Origin of the sequence: Nesterenkonia xinjiangensis (assembly GCF_013410745.1) — a bacterium.
In the GTDB taxonomy this organism is placed as follows: domain Bacteria; phylum Actinomycetota; class Actinomycetes; order Actinomycetales; family Micrococcaceae; genus Nesterenkonia; species Nesterenkonia xinjiangensis.
Genome location: NZ_JACCFY010000001.1, coordinates 2,775,267 through 2,796,954 on the forward strand (window position 1 = coordinate 2,775,267; position 21,688 = coordinate 2,796,954).

At 65.6% G+C, this 21,688-nt stretch carries 17 protein-coding genes; all 17 read left to right on the forward strand.

Annotation, left to right across the window (positions count from 1 at the left end):
• Window positions 1-10: 10 nt before the first annotated feature.
• The 17 genes from HNR09_RS12505 (at window position 11) to HNR09_RS12585 (ending at window position 21,587) form a co-directional block, all read left to right on the forward strand.
• Window positions 11-2,107, forward strand: coding sequence for an alpha-amylase family protein (locus HNR09_RS12505; RefSeq protein ID WP_281366351.1), 2,097 nt, complete (start codon window positions 11-13; stop codon window positions 2,105-2,107).
• 50 nt (window positions 2,108-2,157) lie between these two features.
• Window positions 2,158-3,051: an NAD(P)-dependent oxidoreductase gene (locus tag HNR09_RS12510; RefSeq protein WP_343047544.1), complete on the forward strand. Its 894-nt coding sequence runs from the start codon at window positions 2,158-2,160 to the stop codon at window positions 3,049-3,051.
• On the forward strand, window positions 3,048-5,027 hold the full coding sequence (locus tag HNR09_RS12515; protein ID WP_179542345.1) for an alpha-amylase family protein: 1,980 nt from the start codon (window positions 3,048-3,050) through the stop codon (window positions 5,025-5,027). Before HNR09_RS12510 ends, HNR09_RS12515 begins: the two co-directional genes overlap by 4 nt.
• 120 nt (window positions 5,028-5,147) lie before the next feature.
• Window positions 5,148-6,431 (forward strand): ABC transporter substrate-binding protein, encoded by a 1,284-nt coding sequence (locus HNR09_RS12520; RefSeq protein ID WP_179542346.1) that lies wholly within the window; start codon window positions 5,148-5,150, stop codon window positions 6,429-6,431.
• A gap of 17 nt (window positions 6,432-6,448) precedes the next feature.
• A complete protein-coding gene (locus HNR09_RS12525) occupies window positions 6,449-7,411 on the forward strand; it encodes a carbohydrate ABC transporter permease (protein WP_179542347.1) in 963 nt (320 codons plus the stop codon).
• A 61-nt stretch (window positions 7,412-7,472) separates the two neighbouring features.
• Entirely contained in the window at window positions 7,473-8,357 is an 885-nt protein-coding gene (locus HNR09_RS12530; protein WP_179542348.1) for a carbohydrate ABC transporter permease, read from the forward strand.
• 260 nt (window positions 8,358-8,617) lie between these two features.
• Window positions 8,618-9,313, forward strand: a complete 696-nt coding sequence (locus HNR09_RS12535) for an NAD(P)-dependent oxidoreductase (RefSeq protein WP_218881934.1) — start codon at window positions 8,618-8,620, stop codon at window positions 9,311-9,313.
• A gap of 30 nt (window positions 9,314-9,343) precedes the next feature.
• On the forward strand, window positions 9,344-10,513 hold the full coding sequence (gene ispG, locus HNR09_RS12540; protein WP_179542349.1) for a flavodoxin-dependent (E)-4-hydroxy-3-methylbut-2-enyl-diphosphate synthase: 1,170 nt from the start codon (window positions 9,344-9,346) through the stop codon (window positions 10,511-10,513).
• Window positions 10,473-11,432 (forward strand): GNAT family N-acetyltransferase, encoded by a 960-nt coding sequence (locus HNR09_RS12545; RefSeq protein ID WP_179542350.1) that lies wholly within the window; start codon window positions 10,473-10,475, stop codon window positions 11,430-11,432. The genes ispG and HNR09_RS12545 overlap by 41 nt, the downstream gene beginning before the upstream one ends.
• Window positions 11,433-11,546: 114 nt before the next feature.
• Window positions 11,547-12,617 carry a LacI family DNA-binding transcriptional regulator gene (locus tag HNR09_RS12550; RefSeq protein WP_179542351.1) on the forward strand — a complete coding sequence of 357 codons (1,071 nt, stop codon included), beginning with the start codon at window positions 11,547-11,549 and terminating at the stop codon, window positions 12,615-12,617.
• 215 nt (window positions 12,618-12,832) lie between these two features.
• Window positions 12,833-14,164, forward strand: coding sequence for an extracellular solute-binding protein (locus tag HNR09_RS12555; RefSeq protein WP_179542352.1), 1,332 nt, complete (start codon window positions 12,833-12,835; stop codon window positions 14,162-14,164).
• A gap of 11 nt (window positions 14,165-14,175) precedes the next feature.
• Complete coding sequence (locus HNR09_RS12560) at window positions 14,176-15,129, forward strand: carbohydrate ABC transporter permease (RefSeq protein ID WP_179542353.1); 954 nt, start codon at window positions 14,176-14,178, stop codon at window positions 15,127-15,129.
• A complete protein-coding gene (locus tag HNR09_RS12565) occupies window positions 15,126-16,016 on the forward strand; it encodes a carbohydrate ABC transporter permease (protein ID WP_179542354.1) in 891 nt (296 codons plus the stop codon). Before HNR09_RS12560 ends, HNR09_RS12565 begins: the two co-directional genes overlap by 4 nt.
• A 93-nt stretch (window positions 16,017-16,109) precedes the next feature.
• Window positions 16,110-17,660 (forward strand): arabinosylfuranosidase ArfA, encoded by a 1,551-nt coding sequence (arfA, locus tag HNR09_RS12570; protein ID WP_179542355.1) that lies wholly within the window; start codon window positions 16,110-16,112, stop codon window positions 17,658-17,660.
• 212 nt (window positions 17,661-17,872) lie between these two features.
• The gene (locus HNR09_RS12575) at window positions 17,873-18,892 is read left to right on the forward strand and encodes a hypothetical protein (protein WP_179542356.1); all 1,020 of its coding nucleotides are present in this window, start codon (window positions 17,873-17,875) and stop codon (window positions 18,890-18,892) included.
• A gap of 74 nt (window positions 18,893-18,966) precedes the next feature.
• The gene (locus tag HNR09_RS12580; RefSeq protein WP_179542357.1) at window positions 18,967-20,772 is read left to right on the forward strand and encodes a proline--tRNA ligase; all 1,806 of its coding nucleotides are present in this window, start codon (window positions 18,967-18,969) and stop codon (window positions 20,770-20,772) included.
• Between the two features lie 11 nt (window positions 20,773-20,783).
• The gene (locus HNR09_RS12585) at window positions 20,784-21,587 is read left to right on the forward strand and encodes a TSUP family transporter (RefSeq protein ID WP_179542358.1); all 804 of its coding nucleotides are present in this window, start codon (window positions 20,784-20,786) and stop codon (window positions 21,585-21,587) included.
• Window positions 21,588-21,688: the final 101 nt, after the last annotated feature.

Consider the following 21,688-nt stretch of genomic DNA (forward strand, 5'->3'; position numbering starts at 1 on the left):
AAGGCCTGACATGCAGGAGAGCCTGAGAACCCCGGAGTGGTATAGGACGGCGACTCGGTGGACTCAGCTGACGTTCACCGAGGACGACCCCTCCGCACTCGACGTCGACTTCTGGGTCGATGTCTTGCGCCGGTCCCGATCCAACGCTCTCTGCCTGAGCGCAGGTGGCTACATGGCCTTCTATCCGACGGAGATTCCCTATCACCACAGGAGCCGGCACCTTGGGGACTCCGATCCTTTCGGCACTCTGGTGGAGAGTGCCCGCTCACTGGGCATGCACGTCATGGCGCGAGTGGACCCGCATGCCATCCGTGAGGAAGCGGCCGCAGCTCATCCCGAATGGCTGGCCCGAGACGAGAACGGCCAAGCCATGGAGCATGACTCGATGCCTGGGCTCTGGTGGACAGATCCGTTCAGCAGCTATCACCGGGAATTCATCACCGAGGTTGCCGTGGAGATCACCAGGAAATACGACATCGACGCCGTCTTCGCCAACCGCTGGGAAGGGCCTCCTCGGAGGGTGTCCTACAGTCCGGCATCGATGCGGGAGTTCCTGCGGGACACCGGCATGGAGCTCCCCAGTGAGTCCGAGCCTGAGGATCCTGCCTGGTCTGTATACAGGGAATGGCGGAGCCGGAAGCTCAGCGAACTGGTGGTGATCTGGGACGATGCCGTTCGAGCTGTGAAGTCGCATGTTCGGTTCATCCCCAACCGAGGTGCCAATCTCACTCGAGATCTTGTCCGCGAGATGGTGGATGACCGATATCCGATGTTCTTCGTGGACAAGCAGGGGCGTTCCGGCGTCGAACCGTCCTGGGTGCCCGGGCGCATCGCGAAGCGGGCCCGAGGGCTCTACCCAGATAGGCCCGTGGCTCTCATCACCTCCGTGGGGCCTGAATCCCATGAGGCACGGTGGAAGGATTCTGTGGCCGACCCGGAGGAGACCACCAGTCTGATCGTCGACGGTTTCGCCCACGGTGCGCGGCCCTGGTTCACCAAGTTCAAGGGGGAGATCTTCGATCAGCGATGGGTCGCGCCGATCGTGGAAGCTTATGAGCTCCATGAAAAGGCCGAGCATGTGCTGGAGCGGTTGACTCACACCGGTGAGGTGGCGCTCTTGGACAGCCGGGTCTCTGCGGACGCGCTGCCAGACGAGTCCTATGTGCCCGGTCGGCCTGAGCACGAAGACGGCGTCTACCAGGCTCTGATAGAGGCGCGGATCCCCTTCGTCTATATCGCTGATGAAGCCTTGACGGCAAAGCGGCTGGAGGGGGTCCGAGTTCTGGTGCTTCCTGCCTGTCCGGCGTTGAGCACGGCGCAGCGTCAGGTGATCGAGGAGTTCGTCGAGGCAGGGGGAAACGTCGTGGCTACCTTCGACTCCAGCCTGGCGGGGGAGCCGGGCGAGAGGGTGCTGGAGCTGGGGGAGCTCTTGGGCGTGCGTCTCACGGAGGATGTCCGCGGCCCCTTGAAGAACAAGTACATGACCATTGAGAAGGAACACACTCTTTCCTCCGGCTACGAGGGTGCTCAACGGATCGTCGGCGGAACACAGGTGCTGGGAGTGGAGCTCCTCGGAGAGGCGCAGGAGATCTTCCGCTTCGTGCCCGATTACCCGGACCTTCCTATGGAGGAGGTCTATCCCAGGCCTGGAGCCTCCACGCCGGCTGTCGTGACGCGCGAGCATGCCTCGGGTGGGCGGACTGTGTACGTCGCGTTCAACCTGGGGGAGATCTACTGGGAGTTCCTGCAGTCCGATCACGGGCGCCTGGTGGGGAACGCGGTCCGCTGGGCGCTGGGGGGCCGGCCGCAGGTAGAGGTCTGTGGCCGAGGGTTGGTCGACGTCGCTGTCCAGCGAGGGCATGGCGAGTTGGCGGTCACCCTGGTCAACCTCACCAATCCGATGGCCATGCGGGGGCAGAACCATGAGCTGATTCCCCTGAAGGACCAAGAAGTCCGCATCCGGCTGCCAGAGGGTGTCTCGGAGGTGACGGCCACCCTGCTCTATGCCGACGAGCAAGCGGGGGTTTCTGTGGAGGACGGTGTGGCGACGGTTCCGGTCGCGCGGATTGACCGGCTGGAGACTGTGCACCTCGTCTGGCCGGTCTGAGCCGGAGGAGGTCACTGGCGTGCACCAGTGGCAGAGATTTTTCGGAAGCAGTGAACGAGGGATTGAGGAGAGAGCAGATGCGTATCGGTTTCATTGGGCTCGGGGTGATGGGTGCTCCTATGGCCTTGAACTTGCTCAAGGCAGGGCACACGCTCACTGTGCACCGGGTGAGGGAGCGTCACCAGGGCCTGTTGGAGGCTGGTGCGGTGGCAGCAGATAGTCCCCAGGAGGTTGCGGAGAAGTCCCAGGTGATCGTCCTGATGCTTCCGGATACGCCTGATGTGGAGAAGGCCGTCATCGGGGCCGATGGCGTTCTGAGCGGGCTGCAGGAGGGTTCACTGGTGATCGACATGAGTTCGATCTCCCCGGTGGTGACCAAGGACGTGGCGGCTTCCGTCCGCAGAGCCGGCGGAGAGTACATCGACGCGCCGGTCTCTGGGGGTGAGGCGGGAGCCAGGGAAGGCGCGCTCACCATATTCCTGGGTGGGTCGGAGGCCGTTGTCGAAGAGGCCATGCCACTGTTCCAGACCCTGGGGAAGAACATCACCCACATGGGCGAGGTGGGCGCCGGTCAGGCGACCAAGGTGGTGAATCAGATCATCGTGGGGCTGACCATCGAGGCGGTGGCCGAAGGGCTCTCTGTGGCGGAGGCGTCCGGCATTGACGCTGGCAAGGCACGGGAGGCGCTGTCCGGAGGATTCGCGTCCTCCAGGATCCTGGAGATGCACGGGCAGCGCATGGTCAATCGGACGTTCGACCCCGGCTTTCGGATCCGGCTGCATCGGAAGGATCTCGGTCTGGCGTTGGCCGCCGCGGAGCATCATGGCGTTGAGCTTCCCGGCATCGAGGTGGTGGCCCGCCAGATGGACAAAGCTCTGGCGAAGGACTGGGGTGAGCTCGATCATGCGGCCCTGTTTCGCCTGATCGCCGAGAGGGACGTATGAGCCAGAGATGGTGGAACACACCCTTCCGGACGGTTCAGACCAATCTGCGGGAGATCGACGCGGGGCTCGACGTCGAGCAGACTGCGGACGCGATACAGAGCTTCGGTGCGAACACCTGGTTGATCAGCGTCGGGGGGATCATCGCGAACTACCCCAGCAAGCTCGCGTGCCAGACGGTCAATCCTGTGCTGGGGGAGAGGGAATCGGGGGATCTGGTCGGCGACGCGGTGGTGGCTGCCCACGATCGGGGCATGCGCCTCCTGGGTCGCATGGACTTCTCGAAGATCGATGCTCGTCGAGCTGAGGAGCATCCCGAGTGGTGCTTCGTCAGTCCCGAGGGCGTACCTCAGACCTACAACGGGTATCGAAGTGTCTGTCCCAGCGGCGACTACTACCAGCAGAAGATGTTCGACGTCATCGAAGAAGTGATGAATGGATATGACATCTCCGGATTCTTCTTCAACATGATGACCTTCAACGAGTTCGACTACAGCCGCGCGTACTGGGGGGTCTGCCACTGCGCGCCTTGCTTGGAGGGCTTTCGAGCGTTCGCTCCTGGGCTGGAGCATCCTCGAAGCCCGGAATCCAGCGGATACGCACGCTGGAGGCAGTTCACCGCACACGTCCTTGATGATCTGCATGCGCGGATGACTGCGCATATCCATGCCATTCGTCCCCACGTGGCGCTGATCATGGGCGACAAGGCGGACATCACGTTCCACGAGGCCAACAACGCCGTGGGGAGGGCGCTGTGGCACCACCACACCGCTGAGCAGGTCAGCGCGGCGCGGTCTGGGAACCAAGAGCGCCCGGTTTTCGTCAACTCTGCGGCCTTCGTCGACATGCCGTATCGCTGGGCAGGGGAGGATCCTCACCGCTATGCGCAGTACTTGGTGCAGACGATCGCCACCGGTGCCCAGCCTTCCCTCTACCTCATGGGCCGCATCGAGGACAGCAAGTACGAGGCTGTCGAGGCCGGTGCGGAGGTGATGCGATTCCATCGGGACAACGAAAGGATCTACACAGACCTTCGATCTGACGCCAAGGTCGCTCTTGTACGGACCTCAAAGCCGGACGCCCCTGATCCACAGCGGCGGCGGGCCGAGTTCGAGGGCCAGTATCTGGCCTTGACTGAGAAACATGTGCCGTTCGACGTCGTCCGCCAGGACCGCCTCTCAGAGATGGACCCTGAACGCTATGCACTGGTCATTCTTCCAGACCTCGGTGAGCTGCGACCTGAAGAGGTCAAGGCGCTGGAGGCGGTGCTGGCCGCAGGGGGCGGTGTCGTCGCCACCGGGGATTCCGGATGGCAACAGGGCTCGCCTCAGCTCGGCGGCGACGAGCCGCTGGCCCAGCAACGTGCTGCCTTCGTGACTCAGGAGTCCGTGCGCTCACTTCATGTTCCGGTGAACGACTCTGGTGACCTTGCCCCTGTGGTGGGGGGATTCCACGTGTTGGAGCCGCGTCCCGGGGCACAGGTCGACTGGCTCGCCGTAGGGCGCGCGCTCTACGGGCCCCCTGAGAAGTGCTACGGGCATCACCCCACGTCTCACCCCGGCTGGGTCGCCGGCCGGCATGGAGCCGGGGTGCTCGCCTATGCACCGTGGCGACCAGGACTCACCTATCGGACGATCGGCCTCAGCGCGGTGCGTGATTCCTGGGTGACGAAGATTCTCACGACCTCAGGGGAAAGCTTGCAGGTGCGGAGCAGCCTGCCCCAGCAGGTGCAGATCGTTCCCGGCCGGAATCACGAGGCCGCGGTCGTTCACCTCCTCAACCGCACAGGAGATGCAGATCAGCGCTTCATGCCCCCGGTCCCTCTTGCTGAGGCGGCACTGCACCTTGATGTCTCGTGGGCGGTGTCTGGGGTCCGTGCCCGCGTCGCTGACCAGGAGCTGGAGTGGAGGCAGTCGGGCCGCGACCTCACGGTGAAGACACCTCCGCTTGGCCTGTTCGAAGTCATCGAGATCAAGTGAAAAATAACAAGACATGAATGATTGACAGACAATATGCTCGGCATTACAGTCGAATGCAGTCCGCTGAGTGATGCTCGTCACTGTGCAGGTGTTGCTCATGCTTATTGAGGGGAGAAGGTCATGCAGGCGTTCAACAGGCGAGACTTCCTGATCGGGGCCGGTGCTGCGGGTGGGATGGGGATGCTGGCCGCCTGCGGCGGTCTCGGCGGCGGCGGGGGCAATCAGGCTGGCACGCTCCGCTATGCGTTCTGGGGGAGTGATGTGCGTCAGCAGAATTATTCCGAGGCGTTCGGCATGATGGAGGACGAATACCCCGACATCAGCATGAACGTTGAATTTGCCGACTACAACGCTTTTCAAGAGCGCATGACGACGCAGATGGCCGCTGGGAATGTGGCAGATATATTCTGGGTGCCTGCTCCTCAGGTCATGACCTACTACTCAAACGGACTGTACCGCCCCCTTGAGGGGATCGATACCCTGGACCTCTCGGATTACAGCGACCAGGATATTGAGGACTTTCGCCTCGATGGGGAGCACAACACTATGCCGTTCGGAACATTTGTGCCCGTCATCAGATACAACGCGACATTTGTCGAAGAGTATGGAGCTGACCTTCCTGACGAGTGGACCTGGGATGAGTTCGCGGAGTTTGCGATTGATTTCTCCAGTGGAAATCCCGACGGCGTCAAAGCTCTGACGTATGACGCGCAGGCAGACCTCCCGTTCGAAGGATGGATTCGGCAGCGCGGCGAAGAGCTGTGGACAGAGGACGGGCAGATCGGATTCAGCCAGGAGACCCTGGAAGAATGGATCGAGTGGTGGGAGAACCTGCGCGAGGCTGGTGCCACGACCTCCATCGGCGAACAGGACGGGATCGAGGGCAGCTGGGAAGACATCGGCGACATCGTCTTGATGCGTTTCGGAAATTCGAACCACATTGTCGATGACGCCGCGATGTTCCCTGATTACGAGTTCAGGCTGAGGCACATGCCTGAGGCCCAGAGTGCGGCCGAGGGGTATCAGTACCTCTACTTCCCGAGAATGGCGATCTACAAGAATGCCGATGATGACCAGGCTGAGCTTGCGGGAAGTGTTCTGACGTTCTGCACCTCGAATGTTGAGATGCAGCAGATCGTCGGTCTGACAATGGGTGTTCCGCCGAACCCGCGTGTGGCAGAGGAATATGCGGAGGTCGCAACAGCTGAAGAGCTCGAAATGCTGGAGCTCGTGGCGGAGGACCGTGATGTCGACCGCCGTCCCCGGTACGAGGCGCCCCCCGGCACCAACACCTGGCGGGACGTTCTGCGTCGGCAGCTCGAGCAGGTGACCAATGGGAACCGGAGCATCACGGAGGCCGCGGAAGCGACGATCAGCGAGATCGACAGCGGGATCCAGGGCTGAGCGGTCGGTGATTTGAGATGACCAAGACTGTGGAAGAGGCCGCTGACGTGCAGCCCGTGTGGCAACGGCCATCAGGCCCGCCGAAGAAGACCAAGAGGAAGTCCACGCTGGGCAGGCAGGACGGCGTCGCGCATGTCTTCATGCTGCCGTGGTTGTTGGGGCTCGTGTTCATCACATCGGTTCCGATGCTGGCTTCGCTGTATCTGTCGTTCACGAACTACAACATCATGGGGTCTCCTGAATGGACCGGGCTTGCGAACTATGAACGAATGGCCGGAGACGATCGGTTCTGGAGCGCGGCACAGGTCACGGCAACCTATGTCCTGGTGTCGGTGCCGCTCCAGCTGGCCTTTGCCCTTGGCCTGGCTCTGATCCTGGATCGTGGGCTCAAGGGGCTCACGTTCTACAGGAGCGCCTACTATCTACCCTCCCTCCTGGGGGCAAGTGTGGCGGTGGCGGTTCTCTGGCGTCAGGTGTTCGGTCACAGCGGACTCATCAACCAGATGCTCGAGATGATCGGGATCCAAGGGACCAACTGGCTGCAGAACCCGGACACGGCGCTCAGTACATTGATCATCCTCAACGTCTGGACGTTCGGTGCACCCATGGTGATCTTCCTGGCGGGTCTGCGCCAGATCCCTGAGGAGCTCTATGAGGCGGCCCGAGTTGACGGGGCTTCGGTGGTGAGGCAGTTCGGTAGTGTCACGATTCCACTGCTCACGCCCATCATCTTCTTCAACCTCATCCTGCAGACGATCGGATCGTTCCAGGCTTTCACCCAAGCCCATGTGGTCAGCGGCGGAACCGGCGGCCCAGTGGACTCGACGCTCTTCTACACGCTGTACATCTACCAGCAGGCGTTCGTGAACTTCGACATGGGGTATGCCTCAGCGCTGGCCTGGGTGCTCCTGCTCGTCATCGCGCTCATCACTGGTGTGCACTTCCTTCTGTCCAAGTACTGGGTTTTCTACGGAGACTGATATGAGTGAGCAGGCATTGTCGAGGAAGGTCCAGGCGGAAGGCACGGAAGTTGCGTCACCGATGGAGTTGGGCCCATCCACCACCTCACGGGTCATAGGCCCCGGGGAGGCCAGGCGGTCGGGCAGACGCAACAGCATCATCCGCCATGCAGCGCTGATCATCTTCGGGCTGTTCATGCTGTATCCCCTGATCTGGATGGCGGTCAGTGCCTTCAAACCATCGCACCTGGTGCTCACTGACCCGAGCATCATCCCCACTGAGCTCACACTGGAGAACTTCCGCAACGGATGGCACGTGGCCGGCCTGCCCTTCTGGGTCTTCTTCGGAAACTCTCTGATCCTCGCGATCAGCTGCATCGTGGGGAACCTGTTCGCCTGCTCGTTGACGGCCTATGCCTTGGCCCGCCTCAACTTCAGGGCACGCAAATGGTACTTCGCCATCGTCCTGGTGTCGGTGATGCTGCCCATCCACGCGGTGATCATCCCCCAGTACATCGTCTTCTCTCAGCTGGACCTCGTGAACACTTTCATCCCCCTGGTGCTGCCCAAGTTCTTGGCTACTGATGCGTTCTTCATCTTCCTGATGGTGCAGTTCATCCGAGGCATCCCGAAGGAGCTTGACCAGGCAGCCGTCGTCGACGGAGCAGGTCCGTTTCGGGTGTTCTGGTACGTGATCTTCCCCCTGATGCGTCCAGCCCTCGTGACGACGACGATCTTCACCTTCATCTGGACGTGGAACGACTTCTTCGGCCAGCTGATCTATCTCACAGACTCCGGCATCTGGACGGTGCCGATCGCGTTGAACGCGCTCCTGGACTCTGAGTCGAATCAGGGGGCCGGGACGCTGATGGCCATGTCAGTGGTCTCCCTCATCCCGATTCTGCTGTTCTTCGCCTTCGCCCAGAAGTATCTGATCCGGGGGATCTCGACGACGGGGCTGAAGTGAGACGCATCATTCACGTCAAGCCCTCCGCTGGCCCTTCTCTTGAGCAGATCCGCGCCGCGGCGCCGGATTGCCAGGTGCAGGCGGTGGATCGACTTTCACCACTGGGAAGTGCGGAGTCGGCCTCGTCTCCAGAAGCGTGCTCTGCTGTGCTCGGGGCGTCCCCACGAGACGACCTCCACAGAATTCCCGGGCTGGACTGGGTCCATTCGGGTGCCGCCGGCGTTGACGGCTGGTTGACGGGCGGAGTTCTGCCGCAAGGGGTGACCCTCACGTCCGCCGCCGGCAACGGCGCGATTCCCCTGGCTGAGCACGCCTTGATGCTTATGTTGATGCTCAGTCGCGACGCTCCGCGGTGGATGAAGGCTCAGCGGGAACACCGCTGGGATCGTTTCACCCACGGTGAGCTGACAGGCCAGACCCTTGGGATCATCGGCTACGGGAACAGCGGACAGGACCTCGCGAGCAAGGCTCAGGCCTGCCATATGAAAGTCCAAGCTCTCCGCAGATCGCCCTCTGGAGACAGGGACGGTCAGGTTCGCCTGCTCCATGGAGAGGCGGGACTGACGGAGCTGCTCGACACCAGCGACTTCGTGGTGGTCACTGCTCCGATGACGTCGCAGACGGGTGGAATGCTGGGGCGCCCGCAGCTGCGGAGGATGAAACCAGGTGCCTTTCTCATCGTCATCTCTCGGGGAGGGATCGTCGATGAGGAGGCTCTCCTGGAGGTGTTGGAGGAAGGGCACCTGGGAGGAGCGGGGTTGGACGCCCACGGGGTGGAGCCGTTGCCTGAGGGCAGTCCCTTGTGGGATATGCCTCGAGTCATCGTCACACCGCACAACGGAGCGACCACCGACGCGACTCTTGAACGAGGTCACGCGATCCTTCTGGACAACGTCTCCCGGTGGGCTGCAGGGCGGAGCCTGCGCAACGTCGTGGATCGTTCACGCGGATACTGAGGGAGGATGCAGGGCCGGTACGATGGACGCATGACCGCCATCAACCTCGGTATGCCAGCTTCACCTCCGCCTGTCCTTGCCCCGCGCCGGAAGACGCGGAACTTCCAGGTCGGCAGTGTCGGCGTCGGCAGCGATCATCAGATCTCTGTGCAGTCGATGACCACCACCAAGACGCACGACATCAACGGGACGCTGCAGCAGATCGCTGAGCTGACGGCCTCCGGGTGTGACATCGTGCGCGTCGCCTGCCCCACGGACAAGGACGCCGAGGCGCTGCCGATCATCGCGATGAAGTCGCAGATCCCGGTGATCGCTGACATCCACTTCCAGCCCAAGTATGTCTTCGCCGCCATCGAGGCCGGTTGCGGCGCGGTGCGGGTCAATCCGGGCAACATCCGCAAGTTCGACGACAAGGTCGGCGACATCGCGAAGGCCGCCAAGGACGCCGGGGTCTCGCTGCGCATCGGCGTCAACGCGGGCTCCCTGGACAAGCGCGTGATGGACAAGTACGGCAAGGCCACCCCCGAGGCGCTCGTCGAGTCGGCCGTCTGGGAGGCCTCGCTGTTCGAGGAGCACGACTTCCACGACTTCAAGATCTCCGTCAAGCACAACGACCCGGTGGTCATGGTCCAGGCCTACCAGCTGCTGGCCGAGCGCGGGGACTGGCCGCTCCACCTGGGTGTGACCGAGGCGGGGCCGGCGTTCCAGGGCACCATCAAGTCCTCGGTCGCCTTCGGGGCGCTGCTGTCCCAGGGCATCGGCGACACGATCCGGGTCTCCCTCTCGGCCCCGCCGGCCGAGGAGGTCAAGGTGGGCAACCAGCTCCTCGAATCGCTGAACCTGCGGCCCCGGAAGCTGGAGATCGTCTCCTGCCCCTCCTGCGGGCGGGCTCAGGTCGATGTCTACACGCTCGCCGATGACGTCACCGCCGGGCTGGAGGGCATGGAGGTGCCGCTGCGCGTGGCCGTCATGGGCTGTGTGGTGAACGGTCCGGGGGAGGCCCGCGACGCCGACCTCGGGGTGGCCTCCGGCAACGGCAAGGGACAGATCTTCGTCAAGGGCGAGGTCATCAAGACTGTGCCGGAGGACCAGATCGTCGAGACGCTGATCGCAGAGGCCAACCGCCTCGCCGAAGAGATGGATCTGGAGTCCGATGGAGATGCTCAGGCAACGGGTGCCCCTGTGGTCTCCGTCAGCTAACACCCTCGCCGCGCGGATCGACCACGCCACGGGTGGGGCGGTCCGCGTGCTCATGCCCGGGGACACCCCCGCGCTGCGTCGTCTGCTCGACGCCGACCCGGTGGTCAACGTCTCGGTGGCCACCACTCTGGCCAGCCGGGGTGGGGCCGGGCCCGGAAAGGGCCGCAACGGCGCGGTGTTCCTCGGGATCGACGCCGAGGCGGAGGGGGCTGACCCGGCCGACGCCTCCGCCGAGGACTCAGGCAGGGCACCGGAGCTCGCCGCCGCGTGCTGGGTGGGGTCGAACATCAACCCCGTCGGTGCCGATGCCGCCCAGGCCGAGCTGTTCGGCCTGGCGCTGGGTGTGATGCGCCGGCGGGTCTCCTCGATCTATGGGCCCGCCGAGGCCGTGCTGGAGCTGCACGAGGCCTCCGGTTGGCACAGCCCGCGAGATGTCCGCGCTGATCAGCCTCTGCTCACCATGACGGGGCCCTCCTCGGAGGTGCCGCTGCCCGGAGTGCGGCAGGCCCAGTCGGAGGACTTCGCGCGGGTGGAGCCGGCCTGCGCGGCGATGTTCACCGAGGAGCTGGGGTTCTCTCCCTACGCCCAGGGCTCCGCGCAGTATCGCGAGCGGATCCGCTCGCTCATCGCCGCCGGGCACTCGCAGGTGCTCACCGATCCGGTCACAGGTGAGGTCATCTTCAAGGCCGAGTATGGTGCCGTGACCGACGACGTCGTCCAGATCCAGGGGGTCTGGGTGCGTCCTGATCATCGCGGTCAGGGGCTGGCCGTGCCCGGCATGGCCGCCGTCGTCGACCATGCCCTCACGCTGGCGCCGACGGTGAGCCTCTACGTCAACAGCTACAACGCCCCGGCGATCCGCGCCTACCGCCGAGTGGGTTTCGAACAGGTCGGCACGTTCGCCACGGTCCTGTTCTGAGTCATGGCGTCGTCCAGCCACAGGTGTGACATCATGCGTGGTCTTGGCGGCCCAGCCACGCTCATGACGCGCCTGTCGCCGCCGTCTCGGGCGCGCGGAGCCTAAGCTGGGCTGATGGCTTCTCCACGATCACGCGCCACCATGAAGGACGTCGCCGCCCGGGCCGGCGTCTCGCCGAAGACCGTCTCCAACGTGCTCACCGGCGCGGTGGCCGTCCGGGAGGGGACCCGGGAGCGGGTGCAGGCGGCCATGGATGAGCTGGACTTCGTCCCGAACCTGAGCGCCCGCGGGCTGCGTAACGGGCGCACCGGCATCATCGGGGTGGCGCTTCCGGATCTCGCCACGGCCTTCTCCGCCGACCTCGCCCACACGATCGTGGAGCAGGCCCATGAGCGGGGTCTGGCCGTGCAGTTCGAGGAGACCGCGGCAGAGCCCGAGCGGGAGCATGACCTGGTCTCCCGGGCGCGCACCCACCTGATCGACGGGCTCATCCTCAACCCGGTCCGTCTGGAGGATTCGGTGATCGAACGGGTGGACCATCTGCCGCCCGTGGTGCTCATCGGAGAGGTGGAGCAGCATCGCGCTGATCGGGTGTACGTGGACAGCCGCGTCGCCTCCCGGGAGATCACCGAGCATATGCTGTCCCGCGGGGCGCGTCGCGTCGCTGCGCTGGGCGGCGCGGTGCGCGGGCAGGAAGGCAAGGCCACCGCCGGTCTGCGCCTGCTGGGATACCTGGACGCACTGCGCGATGCCGGCCTGGAGGCGGACCCCCAGCTGCAGGTGGGCGTGGAGCAGTGGACCATCGGCGGGGCCGCGGCAGCTGTGGAGGAGCTGCTGACCCGGCAGGTGCCCTTCGACGCCGTCGTCGCCTTCACCGACACGTTGGCCTTCGGTGCTCTGCACGCCTTGCACCGGGCGGGGCTCCGTGTTCCCGAGGACGTGCTGGTCACCGGTTTCGACGACGTGGAACATGCGGCGTTCACCCTGCCGCCGCTGACCACCGTGGCCTTCACCCGGACCGACTACGTCAGTGCGGCCCTGGACCTGCTCTCAGCGCGGTTCGAGGAACGGGTGGGGCGGCGCGACGATGGCCCCTCTCAGGCGGTGGTGATCCCGCACCGGCTGGTGCTCCGCGAGTCCACCCAGGGCACCCCCGCGGGGTATGTCCCGACGGGCTCGCCTTGACGGGCGTCAGGTCTCCAGTAGCATGGTGTCCATCGTGATGTGCGCCACAAGGAGATTCTCTGAGGCGTAGTTCCATCGATGGAATTCCTGTCCTCGATCACGCTTGGCCGTGCGTGGAAGGAAGGGGCTGGTTCGCCGAGACAGAATTACATCGATGTAAAGATGATGGGGGCGCACCTGCGGACCCCATGGTCCCGACCAAGGAATGAGCATCTATGAGACGACCCATCCTCAGCAGGAGGCAGCTCCTCGGGGGCGCGCTCGCCGGCGCAGGAGCCGCCGCGCTGGCCGGATGCGCGCCCAACGTCGGGCCCGCTGACCGGACCACCCTGCAGTTCTGGCATCTGCTCAGCGGCGGTGACGGCATCACCATGGCCGAGCTGCTGGACGGCATCAATGACTCCCAGGACGACTTCTTCGTCCGCCCGACCGTGCTGGCCTGGGGCACCCCGTACTACACGAAGCTGGCCATGGCCGGCGCGGGCGGCCGTGCCCCGGAGGTCGCCATCATGCACTCCACGCGGGTGCCCGGCTATGTGCCCGGCGGCCTCCTGGACCCGTGGGACGAGGGACAGCTCGCCGAGCTCGGCGTCGACGAGTCCACCTTCACGGGCCCCATGTGGGAGAACAGCCTCGTGGGCGGCGAGCTCTACAGCGTGCCGCTCGATGCCCATCCGTTCCTGATGATGTTCAACCGCGACATCTGCCAGGAGGCAGGCGTCCTCGAAAGCGACGGACGCCTGAGCGTCCCGCAGTCCCCGGACGAGTTCATCTCCCTGTGTGAGGAGATCGGAGGAGTGACCGGCGGCAACGCGCTGTCCTACGGATTCCTGGGTGACGCTCCGCAGATCTGGCGGCTCTTCTACACCTTCTACGCCCAGCACGGGGTCACCATGGAGTTCCCCGACGGAGGCGAAGCCGTCATCGACGATGATGCCTTCCTCAGCTCCCTGGAGCACATGAGCCGTTTGGTCGACGGGACCATCGCCTCCAGCCGCGGCAACTACGACTCCGCCGTCGCGGAGTTCTCCTCCGGCAGCACCGGGCTGTTCTTCAGCGGCGTCTGGGAGCTGCCCACCATGCAGAACGCCGGCATCCCGGTGGACATGGACATGATTCCGCCGATCTTCGGCGAGCCCATCACCTACGCGGACTCGCACTCCTTCGTGCTGCCGCACCAGCTCAGCCCGGACCCTCAGGCTCGCGAGCATACCTACGAGTTCGTCGCCCAGCTGCTCAAAGACTCCGTGAACTGGGCGACCGCCGGTCATATCGCCGCCTATCTGCCGGTGGTGGGCAGCCCCGAGTATCAGGAGCTGCTGCCGCAGGCCAACTACGCGGACGCCGCCGACCACATCGTCTACGACCCCACCGCCTGGTTCACCGGATCCGGGTCCAACTTCGTCAACGAGCTGGGGCAGATGTTCCAGCGCGCGATGACCGCCGGAGACGGCTTCGAGGACGCCCTGGACCAGTTCCGTTCCTACGTGAACTCGATCCTGTCCAATCCCAACCCCGTGGACCCGGAGGGGGCTGAGCAGGTATGAGCGACATCCGAATGACCACCACCGAGAAGACCGACCGCCTCGACGAGAAGGCACCGCCCGGCACCGGCATCGCCCAGGTCGGCGAACGGGCCGCGCGCCGGAAGGAGCGCCTGGTGGCCTGGGCCTTCCTGGCCCCCTTCATGATCGCGTTTCTGATGTTCGTCGTCTGGCCGATGCTCCACGGCGCCTGGCTGAGCTTCACCGACCAGTCGCTGGCCGGTTCGGGCGGGAACTTCGTGGGCCTGGACAACTACGCCGAGGCCTTCACCGACTCCACCATGTGGGGCGCGATCCGCAACACCGTATGGTTCACCATCATCTCCACTGTGCCCCTGGTGCTGTTCGCGATGGTCATGGCCCTGCTGGTCAACACCGGCCTGCCGGGGCAGTGGCTGTGGCGACTCTCGTTCTTCATGCCGTTTTTGCTGGCCTCCACGGTGATCTCACAGATCTGGGCGTGGATCTTCAACCCGGAGATCGGCGCGGCCAACGCGGTGCTCTCCGCCGTCGGGCTGGAGCCGCTGGCCTGGCTGCAGACCCCGCATCTGGATCTGATCTCCATCACCATCGCCACCGTGTGGTGGACGGTCGGCTTCAACTTCCTGCTCTACCTGGCCGCACTGCAGAACATCCCGGAGAGCCAGTACGAGGCCGCGGCGGTGGACGGCGCCGGCCGCTGGCGCCAGCTGTGGTCGATCACGATTCCGCAGCTGCTGCCCGTGACCGGGGTGATCTTCATCCTGCAGATCCTGGCCTCGCTGAAGCTCTTCGACCAGGCCTACCAGATGCTCGGCGGGATCTCCTCGGACACCTCGCGGCCCATCGTGCAGTACATCTTCGAGGCCGGCTTCGTCGGCTACCGCTTCGGCTATGCCGCGTCCATCTCGTACGTGTTCTTCGCCCTGATCGTCGTGGTCGGCGTGATCCAGATGGGCATCCTCAACCGCAGGAAGGGGCAGCGATGACCACCACGGCAGCACTCCCGCAGATCGGGAGCGTCAAGCGCAGCTACAAGCCGGGGGAGGGGCCCTTCACACCGGCCCGGATCCTGGCCTTCATCGCCCTGGCCGTGATGGCTCTGGTCTGGCTCCTGCCCTTCGTGTGGGCCGTGGCCACCTCGTTGAAGACCGAGACCGACGCCGCCTCCGGTCGGCTGACGCTCATCGGCTCGGAGGGCATCTCCTTCGCGGCCTTCGACACGGTCCTCTCCGAGGGCAACGTCTACATCTGGGCGTGGAACAGCTTCTGGACCTCGGCCGTGATCACCTTCCTCACCGTGGCGATCTCCGCGCTGGCCGCCTACGCCTTCTCCCGGATGCAGTTCCGCGGCCGGGCCACCGTGTTCTTCGCCGTCATCGCGTCGATCATCGTGCCGCCGCAGGTGCTGATCATCCCGCTGTACTACCAGATGCTGGCGTTCAACATGGTCGACACCTACTGGGGTCTGATCCTGCCGCAGGTGGTCATGGCGCCGATCGTGTTCATCCTGAAGAAGTTCTTCGACGCAGTGCCCATCGAGCTGGAGGACGCCGCCCGGGTGGACGGCGCCGGACGGCTGCGGGTCTTCTGGTCGGTGGTGCTGCCGCTGTCCAAACCGATCCTCGGCGCGGTGTCGATCTTCGTCTTCATCCAAGCCTGGAACAACTTCCTGTGGCCGTTCATCATCATCAACGACACGCTGCTCATGACGCTGCCGGTCGGACTGCAAACCGTGATCAGCGCCTACGGCGTCGCCTATGCCCAGGTGATGGCCCAGGCCGTGCTGGCCGCGCTGCCGCTGATCGTGGTGTTCCTCTTCTTCCAGCGTCAGATCGTCCAGGGTGTGGCCACCACCGGCTTCGGCGGGAAGTGACCTCCCCACCCCGGCGGCGTCGTCGTGCGGCGGTGCCACCGGGGCACCCAGCTCTCTCCAGACATCCCCTCACCCTTTAAGAACAGGAGACTCATGTCCCAGGCACATCTGACCGTCGACCGCGCCTTCACCGTCGCGGACGTGCCCCACCGGCTCTTCGGATCCTTCGTGGAGCACATGGGCCGGTGCGTGTACACCGGCATCTTCGAGCCCGGTCACCCGCAGGCCGATCAGCGCGGCTTCCGTCAGGACGTCATGAAGCTGGTCAAGGAGCTCGGCCCCACCGTGGTGCGCTACCCGGGCGGCAACTTCGTCTCCGGCTACCTGTGGGAGGACGGCGTCGGGCCGGTGGAGGACCGTCCGGTCCGCATCGACGGCGCCTGGCACTCCATCGAGACCAACGCCTTCGGCCTCCACGAGTTCGTGGAGTGGGCGCGTGAGGCCGAGGTCGAGGTCATGGAGGCCGTCAACCTCGGCACCCGCGGGGTGGAGGAGGCCCGTGCCCTGGTGGAGTATGCCAACCACCCGGGTGGCACCTATTGGTCCGACCTGCGCCGGAAGAACGGGGCGGCCACCGGCACCATCGAAGAGCCCTTCGACATCCGCCTGTGGTGCCTGGGCAACGAACTCGACGGGCCCTGGCAGATCGGGCACAAGACCGCAGACGAGTACGGTCGGCTGGCCCAGGAGACCGCCAAGGCCATGCGGCTGGTGGACCCGGACCTCGAGCTGGTGGCCGTGGGCTCCTCCAACCGGCAGATGCCGACCTTCGGCTCCTGGGAGCACACGGTGCTCTCGCACACCTATGCGGAGGTCGACTACATCTCCATGCACGCCTACTACCAGGAGCACGACGGCGACGCCGCCTCCTTCCTGGCCGAGGCGGTGGACATGGATGCGTTCATCGACGGCGTGGTCTCCACCATCGACGCGGTGAAGGCCGCCGGGAAGCACACCAAGCAGGTCGACATCTCCTTCGACGAGTGGAACGTCTGGTACCAGCGGGGCCTCGAGACCGAGGACCAGCCCCACCAGGTCGCCAAGGGGTGGCAGAAGCATCCCCGGCTGATCGAGGACTCCTACAACGTCACCGATGCGGTGGTGGTGGGAACCCTGATGCACTCGCTGCTGCGCCATGGTGACCGCGTGCGGATCGCCAATCAGGCGCAGCTGGTCAACGTCATCGCCCCGATCCTCTCTGAAGAAGGGGGCCCGGCCTGGCGTCAGTCCATCTTCTGGCCATTCGCCAGGATCGCCGCCATGGCGCGCGGGCAGATCCTGCGCCTGGCCGTGGACGCTGACCAGGTCTCCACCCAGAAGTTCGGGGACGTCGACGTCGTCGACGCCGCCGCCACCTGGGACGAGGCCACCGGGAGGCTGTCTCTGTTCGTGGCCAACCGGGGGATGGAGGAGTCCAACGACCTCACCCTTGACCTGCATGGTCTGGAGGCCACCGGAATCAGCTCCGCCGAAGTGCTCGCAATCCCGGAGGAACGGGACCGCAGGGCGGCGAACGTGCTCGACGACCAGGACGCCGTCGGCCTCCGTCCGCTGCGTGAGGTCGGCCTCGAGGACGGCGCGCTGCGAGTGACGCTGCCGCCGATGTCCTGGGCCGTGGTGCAGCTGGAGGTCAAGACCGCCTGAGCGCAGGACCGCCGGTGCCCCGGCGGGGAGGGACGGGCCGTGTGTGAGCTTCAGCCTCACACACGGCCCGTCCGCGCGTCGGGGATCTGCCCGCCCGGATCGACGCCCATACTGGAAGGTGCGGTGGGTCAGGTGCGTCCGGCTCCCCGCTGTCCTGACCGTCGGGCTTCAGCCCGCAGACGTCCCCGGCCGACCTCCGAGGAGAACCGGATATGCCGCAGCCCGCCCCAGGCCGCCGTCGTCGTCCCGCCGCCGTCGCCGTGGCGCTCGCGGTCTCCGGGGTGCTCATGATGGCCGGATGCGGCGATGATCCGGCCATCGCTGACCGGGAGCGCGGGGGAGGGTCGATCGGCGACCCCGGCGGGAACCAGCAGCTGCGTGCCCCCGAACCCGAGGGCAACCAGCTCTCCCATGAGGAGATGCGCGAAGCCCTGGAGGAGTACTTCGGCGAGGCGACCATCACCGACACCGACGACGTCCTGCCGGGCCTGCGCGATCTGGACACCGAGCTCCAGCGCCTGCGGGTGGCGCCCCAGGAGTGCAAGCAGTACGTGGTGGAGTCCGCGAGTCCGCTGCCTGACGGCTCGCTGGTGGCCCACGCGGTGCAGACCGGATCGGCCGGCGGCTCGGGGGACTCTGAGGACTCTGGAGACTCTGGAGACTCTGGAGACTCTGAAGCCTCAGAGGACACCGGCTCGGGCAGCGTGGAGGCGACCGTCTACACCTTCGCTGATTGGGAGTCCGCCGACGCGCTGCTCTCCGGGGAGCAGGACGGCGTCGCGCTCTGCGACACCTACACGGCGACCCGACCTTCCGGTGAGGAGGACGGGGAGCCTCCGGTCACCGAGGTCACAGTCGAGGAGGTCTCGGTGTCCTCCGCCGCCGACGCGTCGCTGGGGCTGACCCAGGAGCTGAGGGCCGACGGTGCCACCTCCCATCTGGTGGCCGTGATGCTGCGGCATGGCTCCCAGGTGGTGCTCGTAGCCGAAGCCGGGGCCGAGGCGCCGGAGGAGGACGAGGACCTGGTGGAGCAGCTGCAGGAGCAGGCCGCGGCGGTGCTCTCGGATCTGACCGGCGAGGATCTCGCCCTCGAGGACGAAGACGACGATGACGAGGATGCCGACGAGGACGCTGGGTCAGATGAGGACGAGTCTGACGAGGAGTCCGGCGACGCGGACGAATCGAACGGGGACGAAACGGACCAGGACCAAACGGACGAGGACGACTCCTGAGCGCCCGGCTCTGTCGGTGACCCCTAGTAGACTTCCTTCGGCAGCAGACCCATCGATCTGGAATTGAGTTCACCGTGCCCCTGAGACTGTCGGATCTCTTTCTCCGCACCTTGCGTGACAACCCCGCCGACGCCGAGGTCGCCAGCCATCAGTTGCTGGTCCGTGCAGGCTATATCCGTCGTGCGGCACCGGGCGTGTACTCGTGGCTGCCGCTGGGGATCAAGGTGCTGCGCAAGCTGGAGGCCATCGTCCGGGAGGAGATGGACCGGATCGGCGCCCAGGAGATCCACCTGCCGGCGCTGCTGCCGAAGGAGCCCTATGAGGCCTCCGGCCGTTGGGAGGACTATGGGGACAACATCTTCCGCCTCCAGGACCGCAAGGGCGCGGACTACCTGTTGGCGCCCACCCATGAGGAGCTCTTCACCCTCCTGGTGAAGGACTTCTACACCTCGTACAAGGACCTGCCGGTCTCGCTGTACCAGATCCAGACCAAGTACCGGGACGAGGCCCGTCCGCGGGCCGGCCTGCTGCGCGGCCGAGAGTTCATCATGAAGGACTCCTACTCGTTCTGCCTCTCCGAGGAGGATCAGCGGGCGGCCTACGACGCCCACCGTGCCGCCTATCTGCGGATCTTCGAGCGTCTGGGGCTCGAGGTCGTGCCGGTGGACGCGGTCTCCGGGGCGATGGGCGGCTCGGCCTCCGAGGAGTTCCTGTTCCCGTCCTCGGTCGGGGAGGACACCTTCGTGGAGTCCGACGGCGGCTACCGCGCCAATGTGGAGGCAGTCACCACGGTGGTGCCCGCAGCGATCGACCATTCCGACCTGCCCCCGGCCGAGGTGCACCACACTCCGGGCACCAACACCATCGAGACGCTGGTCGCAGCGGCGAACGAGAACCACGCACGCGCAGACCGGGCCTGGACGGCCGCGGACACCTTGAAGAACGTGGTGATCGCCGTCGTGATGCCTGACGGTGAGAGGCGCGTGGCGGTCATCGCAGTGCCTGGAGACCGCGACGTCGACCTCAAGCGTGTGGAGGCGACCGTCGGGGAACACCTGGGCGCGGCCGGCGAGGTCACCGTCGAGGCGGCCACGTCGGAGGACCTGGAGTCTCACCCGCTGCTGGTCCGCGGCTACATCGGCCCCGGCCTGGAGCTGGAACACCCGGTCCTGGGGGCAGAGGGCGCCACCGGCATCCCGTACCTGGTGGACCCCAGGGTGGTCTCGGGCACCAGCTGGATCACCGGAGCGAATCACCGGGATCAGCATGTCTTCGGGCTGGTGGCCGGCCGTGACTTCACCTGGGACGGCGTGATCGAGTCCGTGGTGGTGAAGGAGGGGGACCCCGCCCCGGATGGCTCTGGTCCGCTGCGCACCCGCCGCGGCATCGAGCTGGGTCACATCTTCCATCTCGGGAAGCGCTACGCCGAAGCGTTGGGACTGCAGGTCCTCGACGTCAACGGCAAGCTGGCCACCGTGACCATGGGCTCCTACGGCTTCGGCGTGACCCGGGTGCTGGCCGCGATCGCGGAGGCCAACAACGATGAGCGCGGCCTGGTGTGGCCCGGTTCGATCGCCCCGGCGGACGTGCACGTGGTGGCCACCGGCAAGGACCCGGCGATCGGTGAGGCGGCCGAGACGCTCGTGGCGGCTCTGGAGGTGGAGGGCATCTCTGTGATGTTCGACGACCGCCCCAAGGTGTCCCCGGGCGTGAAGTTCTCGGACGCCGAGCTGCTGGGCGTGCCCACCCTTGTGGTGGTGGGCCGGGGCCTGGCCGACGGGATGATCGAGCTCAAGGACCGCCGCTCGGGTGAGGCTGAGCAGGTCCCCGTCGACGGCGCCGTGACGGCGATCGTCGAGCGCGTCTCCTCGCTGCGCTGACGGCCGCGGTCGTGGAGGTTCTTTTCGACCAGCTTGCCGAAATCTCGCTGCTGACGATCCTGCTGCTGCTGGTCGTGGGCTTCGCGGCCGGGTGGGTGGATGCCGTCGTCGGCGGGGGCGGGCTGCTGCAGCTGCCCGCACTGCTGACGGTTCCGGGGATCACTCCGGTGCAGGCGCTGGCCACCAACAAGCTGGGGTCCATCTTCGGGACCACCACCTCGGCGATCACCTACATCCGGCGTGTGAAGCCCAGCCTGACCACGGCTGCTCCGACGGCTTTCGCGGCCCTCTGCGCCAGCTTCGGCGGGGCGATGGTGGCCGCGTGGCTGCCCGAGGCGGTGATCCTGCCGTTGATCGTGCTGGCGCTGCTGGCGGTGGGTGTCTTCACCGCGGCGAAGCCGAACGTGGGACAGCTGGAGAAGCTGCGCCACGTGGGGCTGGGACACGTGGCTCGCGCGGTGCTGATCGGTCTGTTGGTGGGCTTCTATGATGGTGTGCTGGGGCCGGGGACGGGGACGTTCCTGATCATCGGTCTGGTGATGGTGCTGGGGTACAGCTTCCTCAACGCCTCGGCCCACGCGAAGATCGTCAACGCGGCGACCAACCTGGGGGCGCTGCTGTACTTCGGGCCTGCCGGCCACGCGCTGATCGCGATCGGCCTGCTGCTGGGCGTGGCGAACATGCTGGGCGGCTACACCGGCGCGCGCATGGCGATCGCCAAGGGGTCACGGTTCGTCCGGGTGGTGTTCCTGGTGGTGGTGTTCGCCTTGGTGGCCAACCTGAGCTGGGACCTGCTGACCACCTGGTTCGGCTGACCGCCCGGCCCTGTCCCGCCCTCGCCCTGCTCGTCCCCGCCCGCCTGCTCACCCCTGCCTCCATTCCGGTGTGTCCCCGTCGAGTTCATCTGTCCCCTTGC

Excerpts from the sequence above, each read along its gene's own strand:
- HNR09_RS12525 (WP_179542347.1), top strand. The coding sequence starts at position 6,449 with ATGACCAAGACTGTGGAAGAGGCCGCTGACGTGCAGCCCGTGTGGCAA.
- HNR09_RS12530 (WP_179542348.1), top strand. The coding sequence starts at position 7,473 with ATGGAGTTGGGCCCATCCACCACCTCACGGGTCATAGGCCCCGGGGAG.
- HNR09_RS12520 (WP_179542346.1), top strand. The coding sequence starts at position 5,148 with ATGCAGGCGTTCAACAGGCGAGACTTCCTGATCGGGGCCGGTGCTGCG.
- HNR09_RS12575 (WP_179542356.1), top strand. The coding sequence starts at position 17,873 with ATGCCGCAGCCCGCCCCAGGCCGCCGTCGTCGTCCCGCCGCCGTCGCC.
- arfA (WP_179542355.1), top strand. The coding sequence starts at position 16,110 with ATGTCCCAGGCACATCTGACCGTCGACCGCGCCTTCACCGTCGCGGAC.
- HNR09_RS12505 (WP_281366351.1), top strand. The coding sequence starts at position 11 with ATGCAGGAGAGCCTGAGAACCCCGGAGTGGTATAGGACGGCGACTCGG.
- HNR09_RS12560 (WP_179542353.1), top strand. The coding sequence starts at position 14,176 with ATGACCACCACCGAGAAGACCGACCGCCTCGACGAGAAGGCACCGCCC.
- HNR09_RS12515 (WP_179542345.1), top strand. The coding sequence starts at position 3,048 with ATGAGCCAGAGATGGTGGAACACACCCTTCCGGACGGTTCAGACCAAT.
- ispG (WP_179542349.1), top strand. The coding sequence starts at position 9,344 with ATGACCGCCATCAACCTCGGTATGCCAGCTTCACCTCCGCCTGTCCTT.
- HNR09_RS12545 (WP_179542350.1), top strand. The coding sequence starts at position 10,473 with ATGCTCAGGCAACGGGTGCCCCTGTGGTCTCCGTCAGCTAACACCCTC.
- HNR09_RS12555 (WP_179542352.1), top strand. The coding sequence starts at position 12,833 with ATGAGACGACCCATCCTCAGCAGGAGGCAGCTCCTCGGGGGCGCGCTC.
- HNR09_RS12565 (WP_179542354.1), top strand. The coding sequence starts at position 15,126 with ATGACCACCACGGCAGCACTCCCGCAGATCGGGAGCGTCAAGCGCAGC.
- HNR09_RS12550 (WP_179542351.1), top strand. The coding sequence starts at position 11,547 with ATGGCTTCTCCACGATCACGCGCCACCATGAAGGACGTCGCCGCCCGG.